General features: G+C 72.5%; 20 protein-coding genes and 1 pseudogene. 11 read left to right on the top strand and 10 right to left on the bottom strand.

Going from position 1 to position 25,968, the window contains the following annotated elements:
• The first annotated feature begins 15 nt into the window (after nt 1-15).
• Both ACOKM3_RS35455 and ACOKM3_RS35450 read left to right on the top strand, forming a co-directional pair.
• Nucleotides 16-3,168: a carboxyl transferase domain-containing protein gene (locus ACOKM3_RS35455; RefSeq protein ID WP_426905329.1), complete on the top strand. Its 3,153-nt coding sequence runs from the start codon at nt 16-18 to the stop codon at nt 3,166-3,168.
• Nucleotides 3,169-3,197: 29 nt separating this feature from the next.
• Entirely contained in the window at nt 3,198-4,265 is a 1,068-nt protein-coding gene (locus ACOKM3_RS35450) for a Ppx/GppA family phosphatase (protein ID WP_426905328.1), read from the top strand.
• Between the two features lie 438 nt (nt 4,266-4,703).
• Here the strand turns inward: ACOKM3_RS35450 and ACOKM3_RS35445 are convergent, their stop codons facing one another.
• The 4 genes from ACOKM3_RS35445 to ACOKM3_RS35430 form a co-directional block, all read right to left on the bottom strand.
• The gene (locus ACOKM3_RS35445; RefSeq protein ID WP_426905327.1) at nt 4,704-5,489 is read right to left on the bottom strand and encodes an alpha/beta fold hydrolase; all 786 of its coding nucleotides are present in this window, start codon (nt 5,487-5,489) and stop codon (nt 4,704-4,706) included.
• A gap of 937 nt (nt 5,490-6,426) precedes the next feature.
• Nucleotides 6,427-7,491 carry an LLM class flavin-dependent oxidoreductase gene (locus tag ACOKM3_RS35440; protein WP_426905326.1) on the bottom strand — a complete coding sequence of 355 codons (1,065 nt, stop codon included), beginning with the start codon at nt 7,489-7,491 and terminating at the stop codon, nt 6,427-6,429.
• A complete protein-coding gene (locus ACOKM3_RS35435) occupies nt 7,491-8,003 on the bottom strand; it encodes an SRPBCC family protein (RefSeq protein WP_426905325.1) in 513 nt (170 codons plus the stop codon). The genes ACOKM3_RS35440 and ACOKM3_RS35435 overlap by 1 nt, the downstream gene beginning before the upstream one ends.
• Before the next feature lie 134 nt (nt 8,004-8,137).
• Nucleotides 8,138-8,635, bottom strand: coding sequence for a winged helix-turn-helix transcriptional regulator (locus ACOKM3_RS35430; RefSeq protein ID WP_426905324.1), 498 nt, complete (start codon nt 8,633-8,635; stop codon nt 8,138-8,140).
• A gap of 169 nt (nt 8,636-8,804) precedes the next feature.
• Between ACOKM3_RS35430 and ACOKM3_RS35425 the strand changes: the two genes are divergently transcribed.
• The 6 genes from ACOKM3_RS35425 (at nt 8,805) to ACOKM3_RS35400 (ending at nt 16,088) form a co-directional block, all read left to right on the top strand.
• Nucleotides 8,805-9,662, top strand: coding sequence for an AAA family ATPase (locus ACOKM3_RS35425; protein ID WP_426905323.1), 858 nt, complete (start codon nt 8,805-8,807; stop codon nt 9,660-9,662).
• Nucleotides 9,659-11,014, top strand: a complete 1,356-nt coding sequence (locus ACOKM3_RS35420; RefSeq protein WP_426905322.1) for a vWA domain-containing protein — start codon at nt 9,659-9,661, stop codon at nt 11,012-11,014. Before ACOKM3_RS35425 ends, ACOKM3_RS35420 begins: the two co-directional genes overlap by 4 nt.
• 94 nt (nt 11,015-11,108) lie before the next feature.
• A complete protein-coding gene (locus ACOKM3_RS35415; protein ID WP_426905321.1) occupies nt 11,109-12,122 on the top strand; it encodes an acyltransferase family protein in 1,014 nt (337 codons plus the stop codon).
• 189 nt (nt 12,123-12,311) lie between these two features.
• A complete protein-coding gene (locus ACOKM3_RS35410; RefSeq protein ID WP_426905320.1) occupies nt 12,312-13,664 on the top strand; it encodes a uracil-xanthine permease family protein in 1,353 nt (450 codons plus the stop codon).
• A complete protein-coding gene (locus ACOKM3_RS35405) occupies nt 13,661-15,001 on the top strand; it encodes an amidohydrolase family protein (protein ID WP_426905319.1) in 1,341 nt (446 codons plus the stop codon). The genes ACOKM3_RS35410 and ACOKM3_RS35405 overlap by 4 nt, the downstream gene beginning before the upstream one ends.
• Nucleotides 15,002-15,083: 82 nt before the next feature.
• Entirely contained in the window at nt 15,084-16,088 is a 1,005-nt protein-coding gene (locus ACOKM3_RS35400; RefSeq protein WP_426905318.1) for an isopenicillin N synthase family dioxygenase, read from the top strand.
• Nucleotides 16,089-16,091: 3 nt separating this feature from the next.
• On the opposite strand, the pseudogene ACOKM3_RS35395 reads toward ACOKM3_RS35400, so the two are convergent.
• Nucleotides 16,092-17,557 (bottom strand): annotated as a pseudogene (locus ACOKM3_RS35395) (aminotransferase class I/II-fold pyridoxal phosphate-dependent enzyme).
• Nucleotides 17,558-17,743: 186 nt separating this feature from the next.
• On the opposite strand from ACOKM3_RS35395, the gene ACOKM3_RS35390 reads away from it, so the two are divergent.
• Nucleotides 17,744-18,775, top strand: coding sequence for a YihY/virulence factor BrkB family protein (locus ACOKM3_RS35390; protein ID WP_426905317.1), 1,032 nt, complete (start codon nt 17,744-17,746; stop codon nt 18,773-18,775).
• 20 nt (nt 18,776-18,795) lie between these two features.
• Here ACOKM3_RS35390 and ACOKM3_RS35385 read toward each other — a convergent pair whose 3' ends face one another.
• From ACOKM3_RS35385 to ACOKM3_RS35370, 4 genes are read right to left on the bottom strand one after another with little or no spacing between them, the layout of a single operon-like run.
• Nucleotides 18,796-19,905, bottom strand: a complete 1,110-nt coding sequence (locus ACOKM3_RS35385) for an XdhC family protein (RefSeq protein ID WP_426905316.1) — start codon at nt 19,903-19,905, stop codon at nt 18,796-18,798.
• A complete protein-coding gene (locus ACOKM3_RS35380) occupies nt 19,898-22,027 on the bottom strand; it encodes a xanthine dehydrogenase family protein molybdopterin-binding subunit (protein ID WP_426905315.1) in 2,130 nt (709 codons plus the stop codon). Before ACOKM3_RS35380 ends, ACOKM3_RS35385 begins: the two co-directional genes overlap by 8 nt.
• Nucleotides 22,024-23,016, bottom strand: coding sequence for an FAD binding domain-containing protein (locus tag ACOKM3_RS35375; protein WP_426905314.1), 993 nt, complete (start codon nt 23,014-23,016; stop codon nt 22,024-22,026). The genes ACOKM3_RS35380 and ACOKM3_RS35375 overlap by 4 nt, the downstream gene beginning before the upstream one ends.
• A complete protein-coding gene (locus tag ACOKM3_RS35370) occupies nt 23,013-23,600 on the bottom strand; it encodes a 2Fe-2S iron-sulfur cluster-binding protein (RefSeq protein ID WP_426905313.1) in 588 nt (195 codons plus the stop codon). Before ACOKM3_RS35370 ends, ACOKM3_RS35375 begins: the two co-directional genes overlap by 4 nt.
• A 213-nt stretch (nt 23,601-23,813) precedes the next feature.
• Here ACOKM3_RS35370 and ACOKM3_RS35365 point away from each other — a divergent pair, with 213 nt between their 5' ends.
• Nucleotides 23,814-24,455, top strand: coding sequence for a TetR/AcrR family transcriptional regulator (locus ACOKM3_RS35365; RefSeq protein WP_426905312.1), 642 nt, complete (start codon nt 23,814-23,816; stop codon nt 24,453-24,455).
• 191 nt (nt 24,456-24,646) lie between these two features.
• Here ACOKM3_RS35365 and ACOKM3_RS35360 read toward each other — a convergent pair whose 3' ends face one another.
• On the bottom strand, nt 24,647-25,441 hold the full coding sequence (locus ACOKM3_RS35360; RefSeq protein WP_426905311.1) for a LysR family substrate-binding domain-containing protein: 795 nt from the start codon (nt 25,439-25,441) through the stop codon (nt 24,647-24,649).
• A gap of 58 nt (nt 25,442-25,499) precedes the next feature.
• Here ACOKM3_RS35360 and ACOKM3_RS35355 point away from each other — a divergent pair, with 58 nt between their 5' ends.
• Nucleotides 25,500-25,904 carry a DUF5997 family protein gene (locus tag ACOKM3_RS35355; protein ID WP_426905310.1) on the top strand — a complete coding sequence of 135 codons (405 nt, stop codon included), beginning with the start codon at nt 25,500-25,502 and terminating at the stop codon, nt 25,902-25,904.
• The last annotated feature ends 64 nt before the right edge of the window (nt 25,905-25,968 follow it).

Below are 25,968 nucleotides of genomic sequence, written 5' to 3'. Positions count from 1 at the left end.
TTCCCGGAGGGGCACATGGGGTCTGCCGCCGTTCTCGTCGCCAACCGAGGGGAGATCGCCGTACGGGTGCTGCGCGCCGCCGCCGAACTCGGGCTGCGCACGGTGGCCGTGCACGAGCCGGGCGACGAGGCGCACCTGCACCTGGCGGACGAGGCCGTGCCGCTCGCGGCGGGCGGCTATCTGGATGCCGAGGCGCTGGTCGCGGCCGCGCGCCGGTCCGGGTGTACGTATCTCCACCCCGGCTACGGCTTCCTGAGCGAGTCCGCGGCGTTCGCGCGCCGGTGCGCGGACGCCGGGCTCACCTTCGTGGGCCCTTCTCCGGAGGTGCTCGACCTGTTCGGGGACAAGGCACGTGCCCGTGCGCTCGCGGTCGGGACCGGGGTGCCGGTGCTGCCCGGCACGGAGGGTGACACCACGCTGGAGGAGGCGCGGGCGTTCCTCGCCGAAGGGCCGGTGATGGTCAAGGCCGTGGGCGGGGGCGGCGGGCGCGGGATGCGGGTCGTACGGGACGCGGCGGAGCTCGACGAGGCGTGGGAGCGGTGTGCCTCCGAGGCCCAACAAGCCTTTGGTCGCGGCGAGTTGTATGTGGAGCGGCTGTGGGAGGGCGCCCGGCACATCGAGGTGCAGGTCGTCGGCGACGGCGGCATGGTGAGTCACCTGTGGGAGCGGGACTGCAGCGCACAACGCCGCCACCAGAAGCTCGTCGAGATCGCCCCGGCGCCCGGCCTCGACGCCACCGTGCGCGGTCGGCTCCTCGACGCCGCCCTGAGCCTGACCGGCGCCGCCCGTTACGCAGGGGTCGGCACGGTCGAATTCCTGGTCCGGGGCGAGGAGTTCGTGTTCATGGAGGCCAATCCGCGCCTCCAGGTGGAGCACACGGTGACGGAGGAGGTGACGGGTGTCGACCTGGTCGCGACGCAGCTGCGGATCGCTGCGGGCGAGCCCCTGGCCGGCCTCGGTCTCGCCGGGGAGCCGCCCGAGCCACGCGGCTTCGCCGTACAGCTGCGGGTGAACGCGGAGGTCACGGGCCCGGACGGTGCGGTGCGCCCGTCGGCGGGGCGGCTCGCGCGCCTCGACGTGCCGACGGGCCCCGGTGTGCGCGTCGACACCGCCGCCCGCACCGGCACCGAACTCGGCACGCGCTACGACTCCCTCCTCGCCAAGGTCGTCGCGCACGCGCCGGCCGGAGACTTCGCGGCAGCGTGCGCGCGGGCGCGGCGGGCGCTCGACGAGTTCACGGTGGAGGGTGTGCGGACCGGAATCCTCTTCCTGGCCCGGCTGCTGGACCACCCCGGCTTCACGGCGGGCGGCTTCGACACCGGATTCGTCCAGCGCCACCTCGCGGAACTCGTACCGCCCGCCGACACCGATCCGGAAGGCGGTACGGAACCGGGCACGGTGACCGCGCCCATGGCGGGCACGGTCGTCACCGTCGAGGCCGAGCCCGGCCAACTCGTCGCGGCGGGCGCCACCTTGCTCGTACTGGAAGCGATGAAGATGGAGCACGTGGTGCGCGCCGAGCACGCGGGTGTCGTACGTGCCGTGGGCGCGGGAGTGGGCGAAACGGTCGCCGAGGGCGCCTCGTTGGTACTCCTTGACGTGGCCGAGAGCGGTGATGCCCAGGAGGACGTGGCCGAGGAGCTCGACCTCGACGCGGTGCGCCCCGACCTCGCGCAGGTCATCGAGCGACACGCCTTCGGCCTGGACGAGAACCGCCCCGAAGCGGTCGCCAAGCGGCATGCGACCGGGCTGCGTACGGCCCGCGAGAACATCGAGGACCTGTGCGACCCGGGGACGTTCACCGAGTACGGCGCGCTCGCGGTGGCCGCGCAGCGGCGGCGCCGCCCGCTGGACGACCTGATCCGCTCGACACCCGCCGACGGCATGGTCACCGGCACGGGCCGGATCGGCGGCGCGCCCGCGGTCGCGATGTCGTACGACTACACGGTGCTCGCCGGGACGCAGGGCCACAACAACCACCGCAAGACCGACCGGATGCTGCACCTGGCCGAGGAACGCGGACTGCCCGTCGTGCTGTTCGCGGAGGGCGGCGGAGGCCGCCCCGGCGACACGGACACCTCCTCGATCGCCGGCCTGGACGTCATGACGTTCCACCAAATGGCCCGCCTCAACGGCAAGGTGCCGCTCGTCGGTATCGCCTCGGGCCGCTGCTTCGCGGGGAACGCGGCGCTGCTCGGCTGCTGCGACGTCATCATCGCGACGCCCGAGGCGAACATCGGCATGGGCGGCCCCGCGATGATCGAGGGCGGTGGCCTCGGTGTGCACCGCCCCGAGGACATCGGCCCGCTGTCGGTGCAGGTACCGAACGGGGTCGTGGACGTCCCGGTCGCCGACGAGGCGGAGGCGGTGCGTGTGGCCCGCGCCTACCTCTCGTACTTCCAGGGTCCGCAGGTGAGTTGGGAGGCACCGGACCCGCGACGCCTGCGCCACGCGGTGCCCGAGAACCGGCGTCGCGCCTACGACATCCGCGCCGCGATCGAGGGACTCGCCGACACGGACTCGGTGCTCGAACTGCGCCGCGGCTTCGGGGCGGGAGTCATCACGGCGCTGGTGCGGATCGAGGGCCGCCCGATGGGCCTGGTCGCCAACAATCCGGCGCACCTCGGCGGCGCCGTCGACCGGGATGCCGCGGACAAGGCGGCGCGCTTCCTGCGGCTGTGCGAGGCGTTCGGCCTCCCGGTCGTCTCACTGTGCGACACACCGGGGTTCATGGTCGGCCCTGAGTCCGAACGCACCGCGACGGTACGCCAGTTCGCGGACCTGTTCGTGGCGGGCGCCCGCCTCACCGTGCCACTGGTGTGCCTCGTGCTGCGCAAGGCGTACGGGCTCGGGGCGATGGCCATGATGGGCGGCTCGACGCGGGCGCCGCTCGGCACCGCGGCCTGGCCGAGCGGCGAGTTCGGCGGGATGGGCCTGGAGGGCGCGGTGCGGCTCGGCTACCGGCGCGAACTGGAGGCGATCGCCGATCCCGCCGAGCGGGAGCGGGCGTTCGAGGCGCGGGTCGCCGAGCTGTACGAGCACGGCAAGGCGGTGAACGCGGCGGCGGCGCTGGAGATCGACGCGGTCATCGACCCGGCGGATTCCAGGAGTTGGATCCTGTCGGCCCTTGACGTACGGGCCATGGCCTCGGACACACCCGCGCATTGACGCACCCCAACAGGGGTACTCCGTCGATCATGCGAATCAGTGTGGTGGATGTCGGTTCGAACACCGTGCGCCTCGCGATCGCGGACGCACGCGACGGGGCGCCGCTGCCGGTGCACACGGCCAAGCGGCGGCTGCGCCTGTCGGAGCTGGTGGACGGCGACCGCAGACTGGGCCCCGCGGCCGTCGAGCGTCTCGTGGAGGCGGTGCGGGCGGCGATCGCGGAGGCCGAACGCTGGGGCAGCGACGAGCCGTTCGTCTTCGCCACGGCCATCGTCCGGGACGCGCCGAACCGGGACGAGGTGCTCGACGCCGTCGAGGCGGGCAGCGGGGTGCGGCCCCGGGTACTGCCCGGCGAGGTGGAGGCCGAGCTGACGTTCCTCGCGGCGCGGCGCTGGATGGGCTGGCGGGCCGGGCCGCTCGGCGTCCTCGACATCGGCGGCGGTTCGCTCGAGGTCGCCTTCGGGCGCGGCCGGCTCCCCGAGTTCGCGATCTCGCTGCCGCTCGGGGCGGGTCGGCTCACCCGCGAGCACCTGCCGGACGACGGATCGCCGCCGACGGAACAGCAGTTGAAGGCGTTGCGGCGCCATGTGCGGCACCAGCTCAGGGACGTCGCGGCGCGGATCCGCTGGGAGGGGCCGCTGACGGCGGCGGCGACGTCCCGCACGTTCACGCAGCTGGCGCGCCTGTGCGGGGCGCCGCCCGGGCGTCACGGCCCGTTCGTGCCACGCCAGTTGACCCGCAGGGCGCTGGGCTCGGCGGTCACGGAGCTGGCGGCGCTCCCGGCCGAGCGGCGCGCGGAGCTGCCGGGCATCTCCGCGCCCCGGGCGTCGCAGTCCCTGGCGGGGGCGCTCGTCGGCCACACGGCGATGAAGCTCATGGGCATCCGCGAGCTGACGGTCTCCCCGTGGGCGATCCGCGAGGGCATTCTGCTGCGCCACATCGAGGGGGACGTGGGCTGGGGCCGCTCCCCGGCGCCGACGCTCCGCTTGGCAGCCGGCGACACCCCTTCACCCCGCACCGGGGCGACCCCCTGGGGCCTCCACCCCCAGCCCCCTCGCCGCCCGACGGGCTCCCCGTCGAACGCGGGGCGGGTTTGATCGGGCCCCGCGCCCCTGGGCACAATCCCCGGGGTGTTGGGCAACGCGGGGGTGGCTCCGCCGTGTTGGGCCACGGGTGGGCTGTGCGGCCGCGTTGGGCCACGCGTGGGCCGCGCCGGTCAGCCCGTCGCTCGCGCCGTGCGGTCGCCCATCTCCCACCCACCCGCCCCCTCCGGGTGCGTCGGCCCGACGGGGTGCCGCAACCGCCCTGGCCGACCCGTCCCCGGGCAGCTCCCCACCCACGGCGACGCGACCGACCGCCACCCGCCTGGGGCACTTCTTCCGGATCTTGGTCCGGGGACACGGACTCCGTCGAGGTCGAGCTGTACGAGCGCACGGCAGATCCCCTGGTGCTTGCGATTGATCGTGCCCAGAGGTCCCGCGCTGGGCAGTACGCCAGGCACGTGCGGCGATTTCGAGAGCGTCAGCGGCGCAAGGTCACAAGGAGCTGAGGAACCCTCGGACAGCTGCGGCGAACTCCGCTGGGACCGTCTCGTGGACGGTGTGTCCGGCCGGGAGTTCAACGAGCTGGGTATGGGGGCGCCGGCCGGCCATGTCCTTCGCGTGCTCAGCGCTGAGGACCTTGCTGCGGTTGCCGCGGATGAGCAGGGTCGGGCAGGTGCCGGCGAGCCAGTCGTCCCAGTGATCGCCGTTGAGGTGCTGCTGTGAGGCGTTCATGTCCTTCGGGTCGAAGGCAAGGCCCCAGCCGTCGGGGTACTCACGCACGGCGTCCGTGAGATAGCTCGCCGACGGACCGAGCCCCTCCAGCAGCTCGGCCCGGGTCGGTGCCCGATGTGGCCAGGCCAGACTGAAGGACAGCTCGTCATCGACTTCGGCGCCGATGTCCTCGACGATCAGGGCGTCCACGAGCCCGGGGTGCCGAGCGGCGAGTTGGTAGGCGTTGATGCCTCCGAGGGAGTGGCCGAGCACGACCGCGTTGTCGATCTCCAGATGTGCCAGCACGGTCGCGGCGTCCTCGACGTAGCCGGTGCGGGAGAAGTCTGCGGGACGGTCGGAGTACCCGTGCCCACGCTGGTCGAGGGCGACGACCCGCCAGGAGTCGTCCAGTTCCCGGGCCAGGCGCGTGAAGGTACGGCCTTCTCCGAAGTGTCCGTGCAGGGCCAGCAGGGGGCGTCCCGGGCCGCCGAAGTCGAGGAAGGAGAGGCGGCGCCCGGCCACCATCGTGGCCGCGCGCCGCGGTTCGGCCGGGTTCGTCGACGTCATGACCGTCAGTATCCGCGCGTGGCTGCCGCACTCTGCCGCAGGGGCAGGAAGTCGGCGTTCATACTCCGGCGCAGCTCAGCTCAGCACAGTGCCGCGATGCTCCAGCTCGGCGACGATCTCGGCACCGCGGTCCTCACCGGCGGCCGCTGGACAGTGCCTGAGCAATCGGCCGCCTACGGCGGCAGGGTGGTCACGACGGTCTGCGTTGCCGCGCGCCCACCACCGCGGGCACCGTTCCCGGCACAGCACCTGGGCCCCGGCGGACCGTAACCCCCGGAGGGGCGGGTGGTGGGAGACGAACGGACACCGGCGCAGCGGCCGCGAGACCGGCTCCGCGCACCAACGACATGGCACGCCACCCCCGACGCACGCCCCCGAACCACCACCACAAACGCCGCCCCCGGCACCACACCCCGGCCCCGGCCCCGGCTGACCGCAGCCCCCGCAGGGGCGGGCGGCGGGAAACCGCCCGGCACCCGGCACCCGGCACCCGGCACCCGGCACAGCCAAAAGGAACCCCCGCCGCGCCCCAACGACGCGGCACACCAACCCCGACACACGGCCCCGAACGACCACCCCGGCACCCATCACCACAAACGCCGACCCCAGCACCACACCCGGCCCCGGCTGACCTAAGCCCCCGGAGGGGGCGGGCGGGTGGGAGACGACCAGGCCCCAGCGAGCGGGTGGGAAACCTCCGAACACCGGCGTCCGGGTGACACACGGCCGTACACCGGCCCCGCGGATGGCACACGGCCGGGCACCGGCGTCCGGGTGACACACGGCCCTGCACCGGCCCCGCAGATGGCACACGGCCGTACACCGCCCCCGCGGATGGGAAACCGCCATGCACCGGCGTCCAGGTGGCACACGGCCGTGCACCAGCCCCGCCGGTGAGGCATCCGTGCCGCCGGTCGGAAGCCGCAGGGGCCCGCCCCTACTCCCGCCCGACGCCAAGCGCCGCGGCCCGTACCAGCTCGATCGCCCGCCCCAGCGTCGCAAGGCGCGCGTCCACCGTGTCTCCGGCCGGGTACAGCCGCACCGTGTCCACCCCCGCGTCCCGCCACACCTTCAACCGGTCCCGCACCATGTCCTCCGTGCCGATGAGCGTCGTGGCGAGGACCATGTCGTCGGTGACCAGGGCGGCCGCCCCCTCGCGGTCGCCGGACTGCCAGCGTTCGCGGACCTCCGCCGCGACGTCGGCCCAACCCTGCCTGCTGTAGGCCTGGTTGTAGAAGTTGGTCGAGGCGGAGCCCATGCCGCCGAGGCTGAAGGCGAGCTCCTTCTTCCGGCCGCCCACGACCGCGGCCAGCTCCTCCTCGTCCTCGACGAAGTTCACCTCCGCCCCCTGGCAGATGTCGAGGTCGGCCCTGGTCCGCCCGGACGCCGCGAGCCCGGCGTCCAAGTGGTCGAAGTACGCCTCCTTCGCCCCCTCGGGCACGAAGCTCGTGCCGAGCCACCCGTCGGCGACCTCCCCGGTGAGCCGCAGCATCTTCGGCGACAACGTGGCCAGGTAGATGGGGAGTTCGTGCTCCGCCCGCATCGACAGCCGCATCGGTTTCGCGTCGCCACCGGGCAACGGCAGCGTGAACTCCCGCCCCTCGTACGCGATCTTCTCGCCGGTCGCCGCCATCCGCACGATCTCGGCGGTCTCCCGCATCCGGCCCAACGGCCGCGCGAACGGCACCCCGTGCAGCCCCTCGATCACCTGCGGCCCGGACGGACCGAGCCCGAGGAGGAAGCGGCCCTCGGAGATGTTCGACAGCGTGATCGCGGCGCGCGCGATGGCGGCCGGGGTGCGGGTCGCGAGCTGGATGATGCCGGAGCCGAGCAGCATCCGCTCGGTGCGCGCCGCCAAGTACCCCAGCGGGGAAGGCGCTTCGGAACCCCAGGCCTCCGCGACCCAGCAGATGTCAAGCCCAAGTCGCTCGGCCTCGGTGACGAAGTCGACGGTCTCCCGCCAGTTCCCGCCGGACGCCTCGATGGTGGTGGAGGTGCGCATCAGGCGACCGCCCCTTCCGCGAGGCCCTTCAGGGCATCGAGCGTGGCACCCATGCCCTGCTCGAACTCCTTCAGCCGGACGTGCACGATCTTCTGCTCCTTCTCCGGCATCCGGTCGATCGCGAAGGAGAGGCCGGAGCGCCCCGGCCCCATCCGCACCCACTGGGCCAGCTCCGTCGCCCCGTCGTCCAGCGCGTCGAGGGTGAACCGCCAGACGGCGCTGGGCACTTCGGGGTCGGAGACCGCCCACGCGAACACGCGCGGCGCCGTGCACTCGACGACGTACGAGGTGGTCTCCCACGCGCCGAACGCCTCGTGCCGATTGCGTCCCACGAACCGGGCGCCCACGCCGCGCTCCTCACCGAGCCACTCGGCGGACTGCAACTCGGCGCTGAACCGCGGCATGAGGCCGATGTCCGTCACCAGCTCCCACACCCGCTCCGGGGACGCCTCGATCCTGCGCCGCACCTCGACGGTCGGGGTGTCCGCATAGCGCGCGCCCGTCCACTCCATCGTGGCCCACCTCTCTCTCGTATCGCCTCGAAGCAGAGAGTTTCGTAGTTGGACTCACCACGTCAAGAGGGGTACAGACCCCCGCGGAGATCCGTTCAGCGCGTGAAGTCAGCGCGTGAAGTCAGCGGGTGAGGTCAGCGCGTGAAGCGCGCCGCGATGTCCGGGCGCCGCGCGAGCTTCTCGGGGTAGCCGGGGCCCATCCGCGCGTGGGTGTCCTCGGCGGTCAGCGGCTCCCCGCAGTGCCCGCACACGACCTCCGCCTCGGCGGCATGCCCGCACCGGTCGTGTTCGAAGACGACGGGCGCGCCCTCCTCGCCGGACAGCCAACGGTTGCCCCAAGCGTTCATGGCGGCCAGGACGCCGAAGAAGTCGCGCCCCTTCTCCGTGAGGACGTAGTCGTGCCGCACGGGAGCACTGTCGTAGGCGCGCTTCTCCATCAGCCCCGCCTCGACCAGCCGCCGCAGCCGCTCCGCCAGGGTCGTCCGGGCGATGCCGAGCTCCTGCTGGAACACGTCGAAACGGGTGATGCCGTAGAACGCCTCGCGCAGCACCAGCGGCGTCCACCAGTCCCCCAGGAGGTCCATGGTGCGCGCGATGGAGCAGGGCCAGTCGGCAAAGGAAGTGCGCCTCATGCCGTCAGGATACGAAGGGTCCGCAAGTAGGTACGCCTACGAGACGGAGCCGGTCATCGCCGCACACCACCGGGAGTGACGTTCACCATGAACGGCGCGAGCCCATTGTGGAGGTGCCCCCGCACCTGATCACCTGAAGGTTCGACAACGCACCGAGCTGGAGGCCCCGTTGTTCGCTTCCGTGGATGAAGTCACCACGCGCCTTGCCGGGACCGGCTATCTGGCCTCGCCCGCCGTGGCGACCACCGTCTTCCTGGCCGCCAAGCTCGGCAAGCCGCTTCTCGTCGAGGGCCCGGCGGGCGTCGGCAAGACGGAACTCGCGAAGGCGGTGGCCGCGATCAGCGACGCCCGCCTGATCCGCCTCCAGTGCTACGAGGGCGTCGACGAGAGCCGCGCGCTCTACGAGTGGAACCACGCCAAGCAGCTGCTGCGCATCACGGCGGGCCAGGGCGAGACCTGGGACCAGACCCGCACGGACATCTTCAGCGAGGAGTACCTCCTCTCGCGCCCGCTCCTGACCGCGATCCGCGGCGAGGACGCGAAGGTCCTCCTCATCGACGAGATGGACAAGGCGGACGTAGAGGTGGAAGGTCTCCTCCTCGAAGTCCTCTCCGACTTCCAGGTCACCGTCCCCGAGCTGGGCACCATCGCCGCCACCCGGCGCCCCTTCGTGGTCCTCACCTCCAACGCGAGCCGCGAACTGTCGGAGGCGCTGCGCCGCCGCTGCCTCTTCCTCCACATCGGCTTCCCCGAGGAGGAGTTGGAGCGCCGCATCGTCGCCCTGAAGGTGCCCGAGCTCGACGCGGTGCTCGCCGAGTCCCTCGTACGGGTCGTGGGCGCGCTGCGCGCGATGGATCTGCGCAAGGTGCCCTCGGTCGCGGAGACGGTCGACTGGGCGCGCACCCTGCTGGCGCTCGGCGCGGACCGCCTGGACGAGGAGGTCGTACGGGCGTCCCTCGGCGTTGTCCTCAAGCATCAGGAGGACGTGAACACGGCAGCGGCGAAGCTCGACCTGGACGCGGTGTGAGCACGGCTCTCTCGGTCGCGGACCGGGTCACCTCGCTCGTACGGGCGCTGCGCGCGCACGGCATCCGGATCGGCACGGGAGAGAGCGTGGACGCCGCGCAGGCGGTGGCGGCGCTGGGCCTCGACAGCCGGGACCGGCTGCGCGAGGGGCTGGCCGCCACGCTCCTGCACGACCAGGGCCAGCGCGCGGTCTTCGACCCGGTCTTCGACGTGTACTTCCCGCACGCCGTGGGCGCGCCCGGCGAGGCCGGCCCCACCGACCGGGACAGCCTCCGCGAACGCCTCACCGAGGCCCTGGCCAAGAACGACAGCGCCGCCCTCGCCCGCCTGGCCGCGGCGGCGGTGGACGCCCTCGGCGGCTACGACGCGAACGGCTGGTCGTCCCAGCAGACGCTGGACCGGCTGCGCCCGCAGACGCTCCTCGCCCCGGTCATGTCGGCGATCCGGGCGGGCGGCAGCGGCCAGTCCGGGGCGTTCACCGACCGCATCGAGGCGGACGAGATCCGCCGCCGCATCGAGGCCTTCCGCGAAGGGGTGCGCGGCGAGGCCCGCCGCCGGGTCGCGGAGGCCCGCAACCGCGACGAGCTGGCGCGCCGCATGCCGGTCCAGACCCCCGACCGCACCCTGTTCCTCTACGCGGACAAGGCCCAGCTCGCCGAGCTGCGCCGCACGGTCCACCCCCTGGCCCGCAAGCTGGCCACCCGCCTCGCGGCCCGCAGACGCCGCGCGGCCCGCGGCCACATCGACCTGCGCCGCACGCTGCGCGGCTCGCTGTCGACGGGCGGCGTCCCCATGAAGCCCGTCCTGCGCAGGCGCCGCCCGACCCGCCCGGAACTGGTCCTGCTCTGCGACGTGTCGGGCTCCGTGGCCGGCTTCGCGAACTTCACGATGCTCCTGGTCCAGGCCCTGCACGACCAGTTCAGCAAGATCCGCGTCTTCGCGTTCGTCAACCGGATCGACGAGGTCACCGACCTCATCGCGCACGGCGCCGCGGACGCGGAGGGCCTCGGCGCCCGCATCGCGTCCGAGGCCACGCTGACCGGCTGGCACGGCAGCAGCGACTACGGCACGGCGCTCGGCGAGTTCGTGGAGCGGTACGAGTCCGCGGTCGGCCCCCGCAGCACGGTCCTCGTCCTCGGCGACGCCCGCAACAACCAGCAGAACCCGAACCTCCCGGCCCTGCGCCGCATCACCCGCGCCTCCCGCCGCACCTACTGGCTCAACCCGGAACCCCGCTCCCAGTGGGACACGGGCGACTCGGCGGCGTCCACGTACGCCGAGGTGGTGGAGATGTACGAGTGCCGCAACGCCCGGCAGCTCAGCGCGCTGGTGGGGCGGCTGCTCCCCGTCTAGCGGAACTTCGCGCCCTGCGCGGCCCGCTCGCTTGCGCGATCGCCGGGGTCCGTGAAGCGTGAGCGGGAGGTTCACCGACCGGGACGGAGACCGCATGAAGGCGGACGGCCGCGACGCGTACTTCGACAATGCCAAGTACCTGGCGATCGTCCTCGTCGCGCTCGGCCATGCCTGGGAGCCGCTGCGCGGGGACAGCCGGGCGGCCTCCGCGCTCTACTTCACCGTCTACACGTTCCACATGCCGGCGTTCATCGTGATCTCCGGATACTTCTCGCGGTCGTTCGACGCGAGCCCACGCCGGATGAAACGCCTGGTCACGGGCGTACTGGTGCCGTACGTGATCTTCGAGCTCGCGTACACCTTCTTCAAGCGCACGGTGGGCGACGACCCCGACTACCCGATCACGCTGCTCGACCCCTGGTATCTGACCTGGTTCCTGATCGCGCTCTTCATCTGGCGGATCACCACCCCACTGTGGAAGATCATCCGCTGGCCTTTGCCGCTTGCTCTCGCGATCGCCGTGCTCGCCGCCGTCTCCCCCGACATCGGCGACGACCTCGATCTGCAGCGGGTGCTCCAGTTCCTGCCCTTCTTCGTGCTCGGTCTGTGCCTCAAGCCGCAGCACTTCAACCTGGTGCGGCGCCGCGAGGCCCGACTGCTCGCCCTGCCGGTGTTCGCGGGCGCGCTGCTCGTGGCGTACTGGGCGGCGCCGCGGATGACCGCCACGTGGTTCTACCGCCGTGACAGCGCGCAGGAGCTGGGAGCGCCCGGCTGGACCGGCGTGGTGATGACGCTCGCCCTGTTCGCCTGCTCGGTGATCCTGATGGCCTGCTTCTTCGCGTGGGTCCCTGGGCGTCACATGTGGTGCACGGTGCTCGGGGCGGGCACCCTGTACGGCTACCTCCTGCACGGCTTCCTGGCGAAGGGCTCCCGCTTCTGGGGCTGGTACGACAACGACTGGGTGCACACCCCGCTCGGCGAGATCACCGTCACCGTGATCGCGGCGGGTGTCATCACCGCACTGTGCACCCCACCCGTCCAGCGACTGTTCCACTGGGCCATGGAGCCCGAGATGAAGTGGGCCTTCAAGAAGGAACCGGCTCCCTAGCTCCCCGGGCCCAGTTTCCCTGGACAGGGGCCAGGTTCCGCGGCGGTTTCCTGAACGCAACGCCGCCGAAACACCCGCTCCCTAGCGTCCCCATCACACCGGTCATGGCTGCAACGGCCGGTGGGCGTCCGCGCGTTGACCCGCCACGGCGCTAACCAGCCGTCTTCCGCCGAGCTTTGAGGAGGAACGATGGCTGTCGCCGAGCATGCCGTCGCGCCCGCACACCAAGGCCCCCACCCCGTCGACACCCGGCCGCCGCTGCGCCGGCTCGTGCCGCTCAGCCTGCAGCACCTGCTCGTCGCGTACGCGGGCATGGCCACGATGCCGCTGCTCGTGGGCACCGCGCTGCATCTTCCGGAGGACCGGATCCGGCTGCTCATCAGCGCCAATCTGCTGGTCAGCGGGGTCGCGACGGTGTTGCAGTCGATGGGGGCCAAGTGGCTGGGAGCGCGGCTTCCCATCGTCATGGGGTCCACGTTCACCGCCATCACGCCCGCCATCATCATCGGCGAGGAGCACGGGCTCGCCGCCGTGTTCGGCGCCACGATCGTGTCGGGTCTCGTGACGCTGGCGATCGCGCCGTGGTTCGGGCGGTGCCTGCATCTGTTCCCGCCGCTGGTGACGGGGACGGTCATCGCCGTGATCGGGTTCTCGCTCGTACCGTCGGCGGCAGGACTCGTCACCGGCGACGGCGGAGGCGGGGGCGGGGGCGGGGGCGGCAAGGCTCTCGTGCTCGCCGCCGCGACCGTGCTGCTCGTCGTGCTGGTGCAGCGGCTCGCGCCGCCGGCGGTCGCCCGGTTCTCGGTGCTCGTCGCGATGGCCGCCGGGACCGTACTCGCCCTGCCGCTCGGCCTGTTCGACGGTTCGGAGGTGGCGGAAGCGCGCGTGGTGACGGCGCCCGATCCGACCGCGTTCGGGGCGCCCACCTTCGTGGTGCCGGCCATCGCGGCGATGCTCGTCGTGCAGCTCGTGAACATGGTCGAGTCCGTCGGTGACACCCTCGCGGTGGGCCAGATCGTCGGCCGCGGCGACGACGCTCCCACCGTCGTACGGGCGCTGCGCGCGGACGGTGCCGCCACGGTCGTCTCCGGGGCGATGGCCTCGTTCCCCATCGTGACGTTCGGCCAGTCGGTCGGTCTGGTGAGCGTGACCCGAGTGAAGAGCCGTCATGTCGTGGCGCTGTCCGGGGTGTTGATGGTGGTGCTCGCGTTCGTGCCCGTGCTCGGGGCCGCCGTCGCCGCCGTGCCGGGGCCGGTCCTCGGCGGGGTGTCGCTCGTCATGTTCGGGACCGTGGGCGCGGTCGGCCTGCGCATCCTGGCGCGCGCCGATCTGACCGACTCCCGGAACCTGCTGACCGTCGCACTCGCCTTCGCGCTCGGCATGATCCCGGTCGGCGCGCCGGACTTCTACGCGCCGCTCCCCTCGTACGTACGCACCGTCCTGGACAGCGGCATCGCCGTCACCGGGATCGTGGCGTTCCTGCTCAACCTGCTGTTCCACCACACGGGACCGGCCCGTCTCCGGAAGGAGCCCGCCCGATGAACATCCGGACGATGAACCCCCACCCGATGGACCCGCGGACGATCACGGACGTCACCGTTTACAGCGGGGGCCACTGGCTGCCGGGGATGGATGTGCACATCGCCGACGGGCGGGTCACGGCACTCGTGCCGCACGGTGAACTCCCTTGCGGTGGTGAGGTGTTGGACGGCAACGGCGGTCACCTGACTCCCGGCCTCGTCAACACTCACACCCACCTCTTCCAGGCGGGGCTGCGCGGCATCGGTGAGGGGCTCGGGCTGCTCGCGTGGCTGAGCGCCGTCGGCGAGGAGGCGGCGCGGCTCACACCCGAGCGGGCCTACGCGACCGCTGCCGCCGCCGCTGCCGAGGCGCTGCGCAGCGGCACCACCACCCTCGTCGAGCACATGTGGCCGCACCCGTCGCCCGAGGTGCACGACGCGGTGCTGCGGGCCCTCAAGGACAGCGGCGTGCGGGCCGTGCTGTGCCGGGGCGTCGCCGACCGGGCGGACCGGAGCCGCAAGTGGGGCTTCGACCCGCGGCTGATGCAGCCGCTGAAGGAGGCCCTCGCGCACACGGACGAGCTGATCGCGCAGGCGCGCGGCAGCCGGGTGGACGTGGGGGTGGCCGTGCCCAACCCGCGGTGCCTGACGCCGGACGGGATGGCCGCCGTACGCGCGTACGCGGACGAGCGCGACCTGCCCGTCTCGCTGCACCTGCTGGAGACGATGACGGACGACGCGATGTGCCGCGACCGTACGGGAGTTGGCGCCGTCGAGTATCTGGAGCGGGCCGGGTTCCTGTGGGACCGGCTGCTCGCCGTGCACTGTGTGGAGCTGGACGCCGAGGGGCGGTCCACCCTCGCCCGGCACGGCGTCGGTGTCTCGTACAACCCGCTGAGCAACATGCGGCTCGGCAGCGGGATCGCGCCGGTGCCCGCGATGCTGGAGGCCGGCCTGGGCGTCGGGCTCGGGGTCGACGGGGCCGCCAGCAATGACACGCAGGACATCCTGGAGGCGCTGCGCATCGGCGCGTACTTGCAGCGGGCCGCGCACCGCAAGGCGGATCTGTTCGGGTTCTCCGAGATGTTCGCGATGGCGGCGGGCGGCGCGAACCGGGTCCTCGGGATCGAGGAGAACCCGGACGGCGGAGTACGGGTCGGAATGCGGGCGGACCTCGTCCTGCACCGCTTCGACCGGGACTACGCCTGCCTTCCGGTACGCGACCCGGGCGCGACGCTCCTGACATGCGCGGGCAGCAGGACCGTGGCGGCCGTCCTGGTCGACGGCGAGGTCCTGGTGCGCGACGGGGAGCATGTCCGGTTGCCGTCACAGGAGTTGGCGGCAGGCCTCACCGTTTGAGCCCCGCTCTTCGAACGAGAACCGGCGGAGCCCCGCGACCGCAACCACGGACCGCCCTCACACCTCAAGGAGCGAACCCACGATGACCGACACCACCACCACGTACGACCTCGCCGAACTGACCAAGGAAACCCGCATGGGCGGCGCCGGGACGGAGACGTCCGCCCGGGAGATCCGCCGCATCGACCTCACCGACTTCGAGAACCGCAAGGCGGAGATCACCGAGGAGCTGTGGGCCGCCGCCACCGACATCGGCTTCTTCCAGCTGGTGAACCACGGCATCGAACCCGGCGCCGTGGACGGCGCGTTCGCCGACGCCGAGGCGTTCTTCGCGCTGCCGGAGGAGACGAAGGCGCGGCACGGCCTGAAGAAGGGGCTCAACTCCGGCTGGGAGTCGATGACCCAGGTGCGTCCCTCGATCGGGACGCCGGACCAGAAGGAGTCGTACCAGCTGACCCGCCCGCACATGGACGGACTGTGGCCGGACGACGCGCTGCCCGGCTTCCGCGGGCGCACTCTCGAATTCGAGGCGCGCTGCCGGGAGTTGGCGATGCGCGTACTGGGCTGCTTCGCCGACAAGCTGGGCCTGCCGGACGGATTCTTCGCGCGCGCCCACGACCCGGCGAGCCCGCAGTACCAGTCGACGCTGCGAATGCTGCACTACTTCGCCGTGCCCGAGGACGCCGTGATTCCCGAGAACGTGTGGCGGGCCGGGGCGCACACCGACTTCGACTGCCTGACGCTGCTGTTCCAGCGGGACGGGCAGGGCGGGCTTCAGGTGTGCCCGGGCAAGGAGGCCGAGGCGCAGGAGTGGACGCCGGTCGAGCCGGCGGACTCCGTGATCACCTGCAACATCGGGGACATGCTGATGCGGTGGAGCGACGACCGGCTCCCGTCGAACTTCCACCGGGTCAGGTCGCCGGGCCCGGACGACGACCGGTCGGCCCGCCACAGCATCGCGTTCTTCGCGCAGGCCGACCGTGACGTGGTGATCAAGGGCCCGGAGGGCCGCTACCCGCCGATCACCGCGGCCGACTACATCCAGCAGCGGATCGCTGCCAACTTCGCCCGGCAGCAGGGTGATTGACGTTCAGGCGGGTTCCACCGCCACCCGGATCGTGCGCAGTTCCGGGTCCGACGGATCGGGGACGTTCATGCCCGCCGTGAGGCCCGTACGAAGGTAGGTGAGCACGGGGTCGGTGAGCCGCTCGCCCGGCAGCACCGTCGGGATGCCCGGCGGGTACGGGGTGGCCATCTCGGCGGCGACGCGTCCCGCGGCGCGTTCCAGCGGCACGTCCTCGATCGGCCCGAAGTACGCGTCGCGCGGCAACATGGCCTGTTCAAGGCGGAGTTCGGACGGCTTCGGTACGGTGACGGTGGGCGCGCCGCGCAGGTCGGCGCGGTGTTCGGTGACGTCGCGCAGGCCGTCGAGGAGGGCGCCGAGCGTCGCCGGGGAGTCCGCGAAGGTGAGCTGGGCGCCGACCCTGCGGTGGTCGGCGATGTGCACGTCGAGGGCGCGGTGGGAGCGCAGCCAGTCGGCGACGCGGTAGCCGCTCGTGTCGAGGCCGGCCACGTCGATGAGGACGGGCAGCGGGTCGAGGCCGTGCGCGAGGCCGGCGCCGGTGAGGTCGTCGCGGCCGTACACGTGCAGGCCGTCGATCGCGTCGATGCTCTCCCGTGCCTCCGTCGCGAGGTCGAGGGCGTCGCCCAGGAGTTCGCGGCCGTGCAGCCGCATCTGGCGCCGCCAGCCGTCGAGGCCCGCGTAGATGAGGACGGAGGGGCTGGTGGTGCCGAGCAGGTCGGCGCGGGAGGCGAGCGTGTCCCGGTCGATGAGGTCGCCGCGCAGATGGAACACCGAGCCCTGCTCCAGGCCGCTGCCCATCTTGTGGATGCTGGTGACACACACGTCGGCGCCCGCGTCCATGGCCCACTTGGGCAGGTCGGGGTGGAACGGCAGGTGCGCGCCCCACGCCTCGTCGACGATCAGTGGCCTGCCGCGCGCGTGGCAGACCTCGGCGATCCGCTCCAGGTCGGCACAAGTCCCGTACGGGGTCGGGCTGGTGATCAGCGCTCCGCGCGCGTCCGGATGACGTTCGAAGGCCTCCTCGTACGCCTGCGGGGAGGGCGGGTGCGCGAGGCCCCGCTCGGCGTCCCACTGCGGTTCGACCCACACGGGGTCGATGCCGCACAGGATCAGCCCGCTCACCACGGACTTGTGGGCGTCGCGCCCGATGAGCAGCTGCTCGTGGGGCCCGGCGACGGCCAGCATGGCGGCCTTGACCGCCAAGAGCTGCCGCACGTGGTGAAGAAGGTGTGGTCGGCGTGGACCGCGTCGGCCATCAGCTCCTCGGCGCGCCGCAGCACCCGGCCACGCATCCGGCGGTCGTCCAGGCCGCCGTTCGCGAGGACGTCCGAGTGGAAGGCGTCGCCGAGCACTCTCCTGGCCTGCTCGTCGGCGCCGCGCGCCTGCTTGTGACCGGGTGGCGTGAAGGCGAGCCTGCCGTGCGCGTGGTACGAGTCGAGGGCTTCCAGGACGGGGGCGGCGGTGTGATCCATGGAGACCGGGTACCGGGTACCGGGCCTGTTCATGCCACCCGCGCCTGCCCGGTCGTACGGTGTGGAACGGATTCGGCCGCGCTCCGGCCGGGCCCGGTACCCGGATTCGGGGCGTGAGCAGCCCCTTCGAGGGGACTCGGGAGACATGACCGCCCCCTGGCGCCGAGCGCGAGTTGAGGGAGCACCATGACCCACCACGAGCATCGCGAACACGACGAGGACGGGCCCGCCGAGACGGCGACGACGAATGAGCCTGGCCCGCAGGACCCGACGGACCTTCCGCCCCGCTCCTGGTGGGCGGTGCTGCGCCGCACCGGGAAGGAGTTCCTCGACGACGACCTGCCCGACCGGGCGGCCGCGCTGACGTACTACGGCGTCCTCTCGCTCTTTCCCGCGCTGCTCGTCCTGGTGTCCCTCCTCGGCGTGATCGGCGAGCGGGCGACGACGGGCGTCCTGGACAACCTGCGCCACCTCACACCGGGACCAGTACGCGATCTGCTGGACGACGCCGTGCGGCAGTTGCAGGACAGCGGCGGGGCCAGCGGCGCGGTCGCGCTCGTGAGCCTGCTGGTCGCGGTCTGGTCGGCCTCCCGCTATGTCGCCGCGTTCATCCGCACCGCGAACGCCGTCTACGACACGGAGGAGGGCCGCCCGGTCTGGAAGCTGACGCCGCTGACCGTCGCACTCACGGCCGCGCTGATGGTGCTGCTCGCGATGAGCTCGATCATCATCGTGTTCACCGGGCCGCTGGCCAAGCGCGCGGGCGAGGCGCTCGGGGCGGGCGACGCCGCGCTCATGACGTGGAACATCGCGAAGTGGCCGGTGCTGCTCGCACTGGTCGTCCTGATGGTGGCGCTGCTGTTCTGGCGCGCGCCCAACGTCCGTGGCCCCGGCTTCCGTTGGCTGAGCCCCGGCAGCTTCCTCGCGGTGCTGCTGTGGCTGGCGGCCTCGGGCGGCTTCGCGGTGTACGTGGCCTGCTTCGGCTCGTACAACAAGACGTACGGCACGCTGGCCGGCGCCATCATCTTCCTGGTCTGGCTGTGGCTGTCGAACCTGGCGCTGCTGCTCGGCCTGGAATTCGACGCGGAGCTGGCCCGGGAGCGCGCCATCGGCGGCGGCCACCCCGAGGACGAGGAGCCCTACGTGGAGCCGCGCGACACCCGCAAGTGGCCGGCACGGCTCCGCCGCAAGGCAGCCCCCGGCGGCCGACCGGCGTAGCGCGCCCGCGGCGCCGCCGGTCAGCCGTGGATCGCCCCTTCGCCGGTGCGCAGCGGCTGTCCGCTCCCGCCGCGCCGTGCCGCGACGATCTCCGCGCCGATCGACACCGCGGTCTCCTCCGGTGTACGGCCACCGATGTCGAGCCCTATCGGGGAGTGCAGGCGCTCCAAATCGGCCTCGCCCAGCCCGACTTCGCGCAGCTTCTCCATCCGGTCCTCGTGCGTGCGCCGCGAGCCCATCGCCCCGACGTACGCGACCGGCAGCCGCAACGCGACCTCCAGCAACGGCACATCGAACTTCGCGTCGTGCGTCAGCACACACAGCACCGTGCGCTCGTCGGTCTCGGTCGAGCGGAGGTAGCGGTCCGGCCACTCCACGACCACCTCGTCCGCCTCGGGGAAGCGGGCCCGCGTGGCGAAGACGCCGCGCGCGTCGCAGAGGGTGACGTGGAAGCCGAGCAGCTTGCCGACCTTGACCAGCGCGCCCGCGAAGTCCACCGCGCCGAACACGATCATCCGCGCGGGCGGCACGCTCGACTCGACGAACAGGGTGACGTCGCCGTCGCAGCGCGCCTTGCTCTCCGGTACCTCGCACAGCCCGGTGCGGCCGAGGTCGAGGTAGGCGCGGGTCTGCGCCGCGAGCCCCGAGTCGTCACCCGCCGTGAGCCGACCCTCGTGCGAACCGTCGGGGCGGATCATCAACAGGCCACCGGCGGAAGGGAGTTCGCCCGGCCCGTCGAGAATGCGGGCCAGCGCCACCGCCTCGCCGCGCGCCGCGACGGCGAGCGCCTCGACGACCGTCGCCCGGGACGGCGAGTCCAGCCGCACCGGTACGACGTGCACCTCGACCTCACCGCCGCAGGTCAGACCCACGGCGAACGCGTCGTCGTCGCTGTAGCCGAACCGCTCGCGGGCCGGCGTACCGTCCGCGAGCGCCTGGACACACAGTTCGTACACCGCGCCCTCGACACAGCCGCCGGACACCGAGCCGATGACCTCGCCCGCCGAGTCGACAGCGAGGGCCGCGCCGGGCGGCCGGGGCGCGCTGCCGCTCACCGAGACGACGGTGGCGACAGCGAACTCCCGGCCCTGCTCGGCCCATTCGCTCAGCTCGGCGGCGAGGTCAAGCATTGCGCTCCGCCTCGGCGAGCAGCACCCGGTCGGGCCGCAGCGGCAGATCCCGGTGGCGCACCCCGGTCGCGTGCCACACGGCGTTGCCGATCGCGGCGGCCGTGCCGACGATGCCGATCTCGCCGACGCCCTTGATGCCGACGGGGTCGTCCGGGTCGTTGTCGTCGACCCAGTGCGCCTCGATGACCGGCACGTCAGCGTTTGCGGCGACGTGGTAGCCCGCGAAGTCGGCGCCGACGTGCCCGCCGTCCGCCGCGTCCCGGACGGCCTCCTCGTGCAGGGCCATGGAGATGCCCCACGTCATGCCGCCCACCAACTGGCTGCGCGCGGTGAGGGGGTTGATGATGCGGCCCGCGGAGAAGACACCGAGGAGGCGGCGCACGCGGACCTCGCCGCTCGCGACGTCCACGGCGACCTCGGCGAACTGCGCGCCGTAGGAGTAGCGCTCCTTCTGCGCGAGGGCGCCGACCAGTTCGGTGGTGTCCGTGCGGACCGTGAGGCCCTCGGTCGGAATGGGGGCGGTCGGGGACAGCCGGTCGCGCAGTTCACGGCTGGCCGCCATCACGGCCCAGCCCCACGACCGGGTGCCCATCGAGCCGCCCGACAGCCATGCCTGCCCGAAGTCGCTGTCGGCGATCCGCACCCGCACCAGGCCCTGGTCGACGCCGAGTTCGTCGGCGGCGATCTGGGTGAGCGCGGTACGGGCACCGGTGCCGACGTCCGCCGCCGTGATCCGGACCGTGAACGTACCGTCGTGCTCGGCGGTGACGGACGCCGTGGACGGGGCGACACCGGACGGGAAGGAGCAGGCGGCCACACCCGTACCGAGGAGCCAGCGGCCCTCGCGGCGCACCCGCGGCCGCGGATCGCGGCCCGCCCAGCCGAAGCGGCGCGCGCCCTCCTCGTAGCAGCCGAGGAGATTGCGGCTGCTGAAGGGCAGCCCGGAGACCGGACCGACCTCGGGCTCATTGCGCACGCGCAGTTCGACCGGGTCCATGCCGAGCTTCTCGGCGAGCTCGTCGAGCGCCGACTCCACGGCGTACGAGCCGGGGGCCTCGCCGGGCGCCCGGACGAACCCCGGGGTCGGCAGGTCCACGGGCACCACACGGTTCACCGAGTAGTGCGCCTCGGACGCGTACATCACGCGCCCGTATCCGGCGCTCGCCTCGACGAACTCGCGGATGTTCGACGTCAGCGACTGCGCGTCGTGCCCGAACGCGCGCAGCCGTCCGTCGGCGTCGGCGCCGAGCCGCATTCGCTGGGTGGTGGGGCTGCGGTAGGTCGTGATCGCGAAGACCTGACGACGCGTCAGGGCGAGCCGGACGGGGCGCTGGAGTTCGGTCGCGGCCATCACGGCGGCGATGTGGTGCGCCGCCACGAGCTTGCCGCCGAAGGCACCGCCGACGTGTTCCGAGCGCACGCGCACGGCGGACGGGTCGAGCGAGAAGGTCTGCGCGAGCTGGTCGGCGACGGCCTTGCTGCCCTGGTTGGCGTCGTACACCTCCAGGCGCCCGTCCTCCCAGCGCACGGTCACCGCGTGCGGCTCCATGGCGGTGTGATGCGTCTCGGGGGTGGTGTAGCGCTCGTCCACCACGGCGGCGGAAGCGGCGAGTTCGGCCTCCAGGTCGCCCTTCGTCGCCTCCGAGCCCTCGGGCGCGTAGGTTCCGGGCCTGTCGGCCTCGAAGGCGATGTCGTGCGGCTCGGTGTCGTACTCGACGACGAGCGCCTCCGCGGCCTCCCGGGCCTGCTCGGACGTCTCGGCGACGACGAGCGCGACGGGCCAGCCCGCGTGCCTCACCTTGTCGTCCTGGAAGACGTGGAGGATGCCGTCGGGCGGCCCCATCAGGGTGAGGTAGTCGGTGTTGATGCGCGGCGCGTTGCCGTGGTGCATGACGGCCAGCACGCCGGGCATGGCGCGTACGGCGTCCTCACCGACCGAGCGGACCCGGCCGCGTGCCACGGTGGACAGCACGAGCCAGCCGTGCGCGAGGTCGGTGAACGGGAACTCGCCCGCGTACCGGGCGGCGCCCGTGACCTTCTCGCGCCCCTCGATCCGGCTGCGCCCGACACCCACCGAGTCCGATTTCGTCGTGCCGGCCGCTGTGGTGGTGGTCGTCGTCATCGGGTGGCCTCCGAGGCGAGTTCGGTGAGCAGCGCAACGATCAGATTGCGCATCAGGGGCACCTTGTACCTGCTGTCGGGCAGCGGCTTCGCCGCCGCGAGTTCGGCGTCCGCGGCGGCCGCGAACGTCGCGCCCTCGGCGGGCTGCCCGATCAGCGCCGCCTCCGCGGCACGGGCCCGCCACGGCCGCGAGGCGACCGCGCCGAGCGCGATCCGCGCGTCCCGTACGACGCCGTCCTGTACGTCGACGGCGGCGGCCACCGAGCCGATCGCGAAGGCGTACGAGGCGCGCTCGCGGACCTTGCGGTACACCGAGTTCGCCGCGACGGGCGCGGGCGGCAGGGTGACGGCGGTGATGAGCGCACCGGCCGGAAGCCCGGTCTCCAGGTGCGGGGTGTCACCGACGGGCCGGTAGAAGTCGGAAAGCGCCAACTCCCCACGACTGTCGGCGGTTTCATACTCCACGACGGCGTCGAACGCGGCGAGCGCGACACCCATGTCGGACGGGTGCACGGCCACGCAGTGCTCGCTCGCGCCGAGGATGGCGTGATTGCGGTGCTCGCCCTCGACGGCCGGGCAACCACTGCCGGGCTCCCGCTTGTTGCACGGCTTGCTGACGTCGGTGAAGTAGCCGCAGCGGGTGCGCTGGAGCAGATTGCCGCCGACGGTGGCCATGTTGCGCAGCTGCCCGGAGGCCCCGGCGAGCACGGCCTGCGTCAACGCCGGGTAGCGGCGCCGCACTTCGGGGTGGGCGGCGAGGTCGCTGTTGGTGACGGTGGCCCCGATACGGAGCCCGCCGTCAGCGGTCACCTCGATCTCGCCGAGCGGCAGTTCCCGCACGTCGACGAGGCGCGCGGGCCGCTCGACGCCGATCTTCATCAGGTCGACGAGGTTGGTGCCGCCGCCGAGGAAGCGCGCCTCGGGGTCGGCGCCGAGCACCGCCACCGCGCCCGACACATCGGACGCCCGCTCGTATCCGAACTCCCTCACGCCACGGTCTCCTTCGCGTCGTCGGCGGAGTGCGCGGCCGCGTGAGCGACCGCTTGCACGATCGACACGTACGCGCCGCAGCGGCACAGGTTTCCGCTCATGCGCTCCCTGATCTCCTCCGGGGTCAGCGGCTGCGGCCCGGCCTCGGGCCGCACGTCGCCGGTGGCCGCGGACGGCCAGCCCGCGGCGTGCTCCTCGATGACGGCGAGGGCCGAACAGATCTGGCCGGGCGTGCAGTAGCCGCACTGGTACCCGTCGAGCTCGACGAACGCCTCCTGCACCGGGTGCAGTTCGCCGTCCGGACCCGCCACGCCCTCGATGGTGGTGACCTCGCGGCCCTCGGCGGCGACCGCGAGCTGCAGACAGGCCACGGTCCTGCGCCCGTCGACGAGCACCGTGCAGGCGCCGCACTGCCCCTGGTCGCAGCCCTTCTTCGTGCCGGTCAGATCGAGCCGCTCGCGCAGGGCGTCGAGCAGCGTGGTGCGGTGGTCGACGGGCAGCGTGTGCTTCTCCCCGTTGATGTTCAAGGTGACGACGCTGGACGTAGCGGACACGGTCGTGCCGCCGGTGTCAGCTGGGGGCATGTGTGCAGCCTTCTTTCGCGTGTCTGGTGCGTGGAGAATCGGCGCTGTACGCAGGGTGGGACGCGGACCGGACATGGATGCGGTCCGGGGCCCGGACCACTATGGTGTGGACTCTAACCGGACAGCTGTCCGTTCAACGGGACACGAACGTAGTGGACAACTGTCCGCCTAGCAAGGACTATTCCCCGCCACGGCGGAAGGAGGAGAAGTCGCGTGGGCTACGCGAAGAAGTCGGCCGCGCTGCGCTCGGACGCGCAGCGCAATCGCGACCGCATCCTCGAGGTGGCCCTGGCCGAGCTGACGCGCTCCGCCGACACGCCGCTCAGCGCGATCGCGAAGAAGGCGGGCGTCGGGCAGGGCACGTTCTACCGCAACTTCCCCAGCCGTGAGGCGCTCGTCCTCGAGGTGTACCGCTACGAGGTGGAGCAGGTCGCCGACGCGGCCTGCGAGTTGCTGTGCGGACGGCCGCCGGAGCTGGCGCTGCGCGAGTGGATGGACCGCCTCGCCCAGTACGCGATGGCCAAGGCGGGCCTCGCGGACGCCCTCCGCGAGGCGACCAGCGCGCGCGGCACGATGAAGCAGCTCGCGCACGCCCCCCTGACCGAGGCGGTCACGCACCTCCTGGAGGCGAACGCGAAGGCAGGCACGATCAGCCCCGACGTCACCCCGGACGACTTCATGCTGGCCATCGCGGGATTGTGGCTGATCGACCCACGAGGCGACTGGCAGACACGGGCGGGACGCCTGCTGGACCTGGTGATGGACGGCCTGCGGGCGGGGGCACCGTCGCCTCCGGCGGACCAGAACAGCCCTTGCGGCGATCAACCGCACCCATCAAGCCCCTGCGGCGATTGAGCAGATCCAGCCCCGCCGGCGTTTGAGGCGCGGGGCCCGGGGCAGAGCCCCGATCTTTCAGCCCCGCCGGCGTTTGAGGCGCGGGGTCCGGGGCGGAGCCCCGATCTTTCAGCCCCGCCGGCGTTTGAGGCGCGGGGTCCGGGGCGGAGCCCCGTGACCGGAGGACGGTCGACCGTGCGCGGACCGGTGCCTCAGGAACGCTTCCGCGGCTTACCACCCTTCGCGTTCCTCGCCGGCTTATTGGCACTCCGCTTCGACTGCGGCTTCCCGTCCTGCCGAAGGCGCCCCGGCTTCACGAACGGCTTCTTCCCGGGCTGCCGCTTCTTGTCGGCCGCCTTCTTCTCGGGCTCCGCCTGCGTACGCCCCCGCGAACTGTTCACCGTGCGGCCACGCACGATGCCGATGAAGTCCTCCACGTGATCCGTGGTGCGCTCCTCCGGCCACGCGAGCACCACGCTCGACTCCGGCGCGTCGGTGACCGTGCGGTACGTGAGGTCGCGGCGGTGGTGCAGACGGGCGAGCGACATCGGGACGACGAGCAGGCCCACTCCCGCCGCGACCAGCTCGATCGCGTCGGCCGTCGTGGCGGGCCGCTCGAAGGCGGGCTGCCCCGGCGGCCGCTCCCAGCCGAGCACGTCGTCGAGCGGATGCTGCACGATCTCGTCGGCGAGGTCCGCGAGGCCGACCTCGTCCGCGGCGGTCACGAGGTGGTCCTTCGGGGCCACGACCACGGTCTTCTCGGTGTAGAGCGGGATCGCGCTGAAGTACGTACGGTCAACGGGCGGCCGCACCAGGCCCGCGTCGGCGTCCCCGCGGCGCAGCACGTCGGGCACCTCGGCCGCGGTCACCTGCACCAGGTCCAGCGGCACGTCGGGCAGACGCTCACGCCAGATCCGCACCCACTTGGCGGGGGTGGCCCCGGGAACGTAGGCCAGTCGGAAGCGGGGTCCTGAGGGCGGTGCGGGGGTCTCTTGCGTGCCGGTCACGGGGCAAGGCTACCCGCCGTGGTCGGCGGGCCCCGTCGCGATCGATACCCTTGACCTCATGAGTTCGCACCAGAGCACCCAGACCATGAAGCCCGCGACCGCGGCGAAGAAGCTGGGTGTGTTCCTCGACGCCACGCCCGCCGAGTTCCAGGAGGGCGTCGTCTCGCGCGCCGAGCTGACCGCGCTGCAGGCCGAGCCGCCGCAGTGGCTCGTCGACCTGCGCGCGAACGGGCCGCACCCGCGCCCCGTGGTGGCGCAGAAGCTGGGCGTCTCCATCTCGGGCCTTGCCCGCGGTGGCGTCACGGAGGCGCTGACCACGGAGCAGATCGAGGCGATCAAGGCCGAGAACCCCGAGTGGCTGCAGGCGGAGCGGGCCACGCAGGCGGATGTCCGCAAGGAGAACGTCCGCGTCAAGAAGCTGCACGCGGAGCAGGCGGAGAAGCGGGCGCGGCGCGAGGCGTGAACCGGGTGGGGCGTTGAGGTCACCGGGTGGCCTGCGCCCCACCGCACGGGGCTCTGCCCCGGAC

Origin of the sequence: Streptomyces nidicola (assembly GCF_050106155.1) — a bacterium.
Taxonomy (GTDB): domain Bacteria; phylum Actinomycetota; class Actinomycetes; order Streptomycetales; family Streptomycetaceae; genus Streptomyces.
Note: the sequence above shows the minus strand (reverse complement) of the source record. Positions and strands in the feature narration are given on the sequence as shown.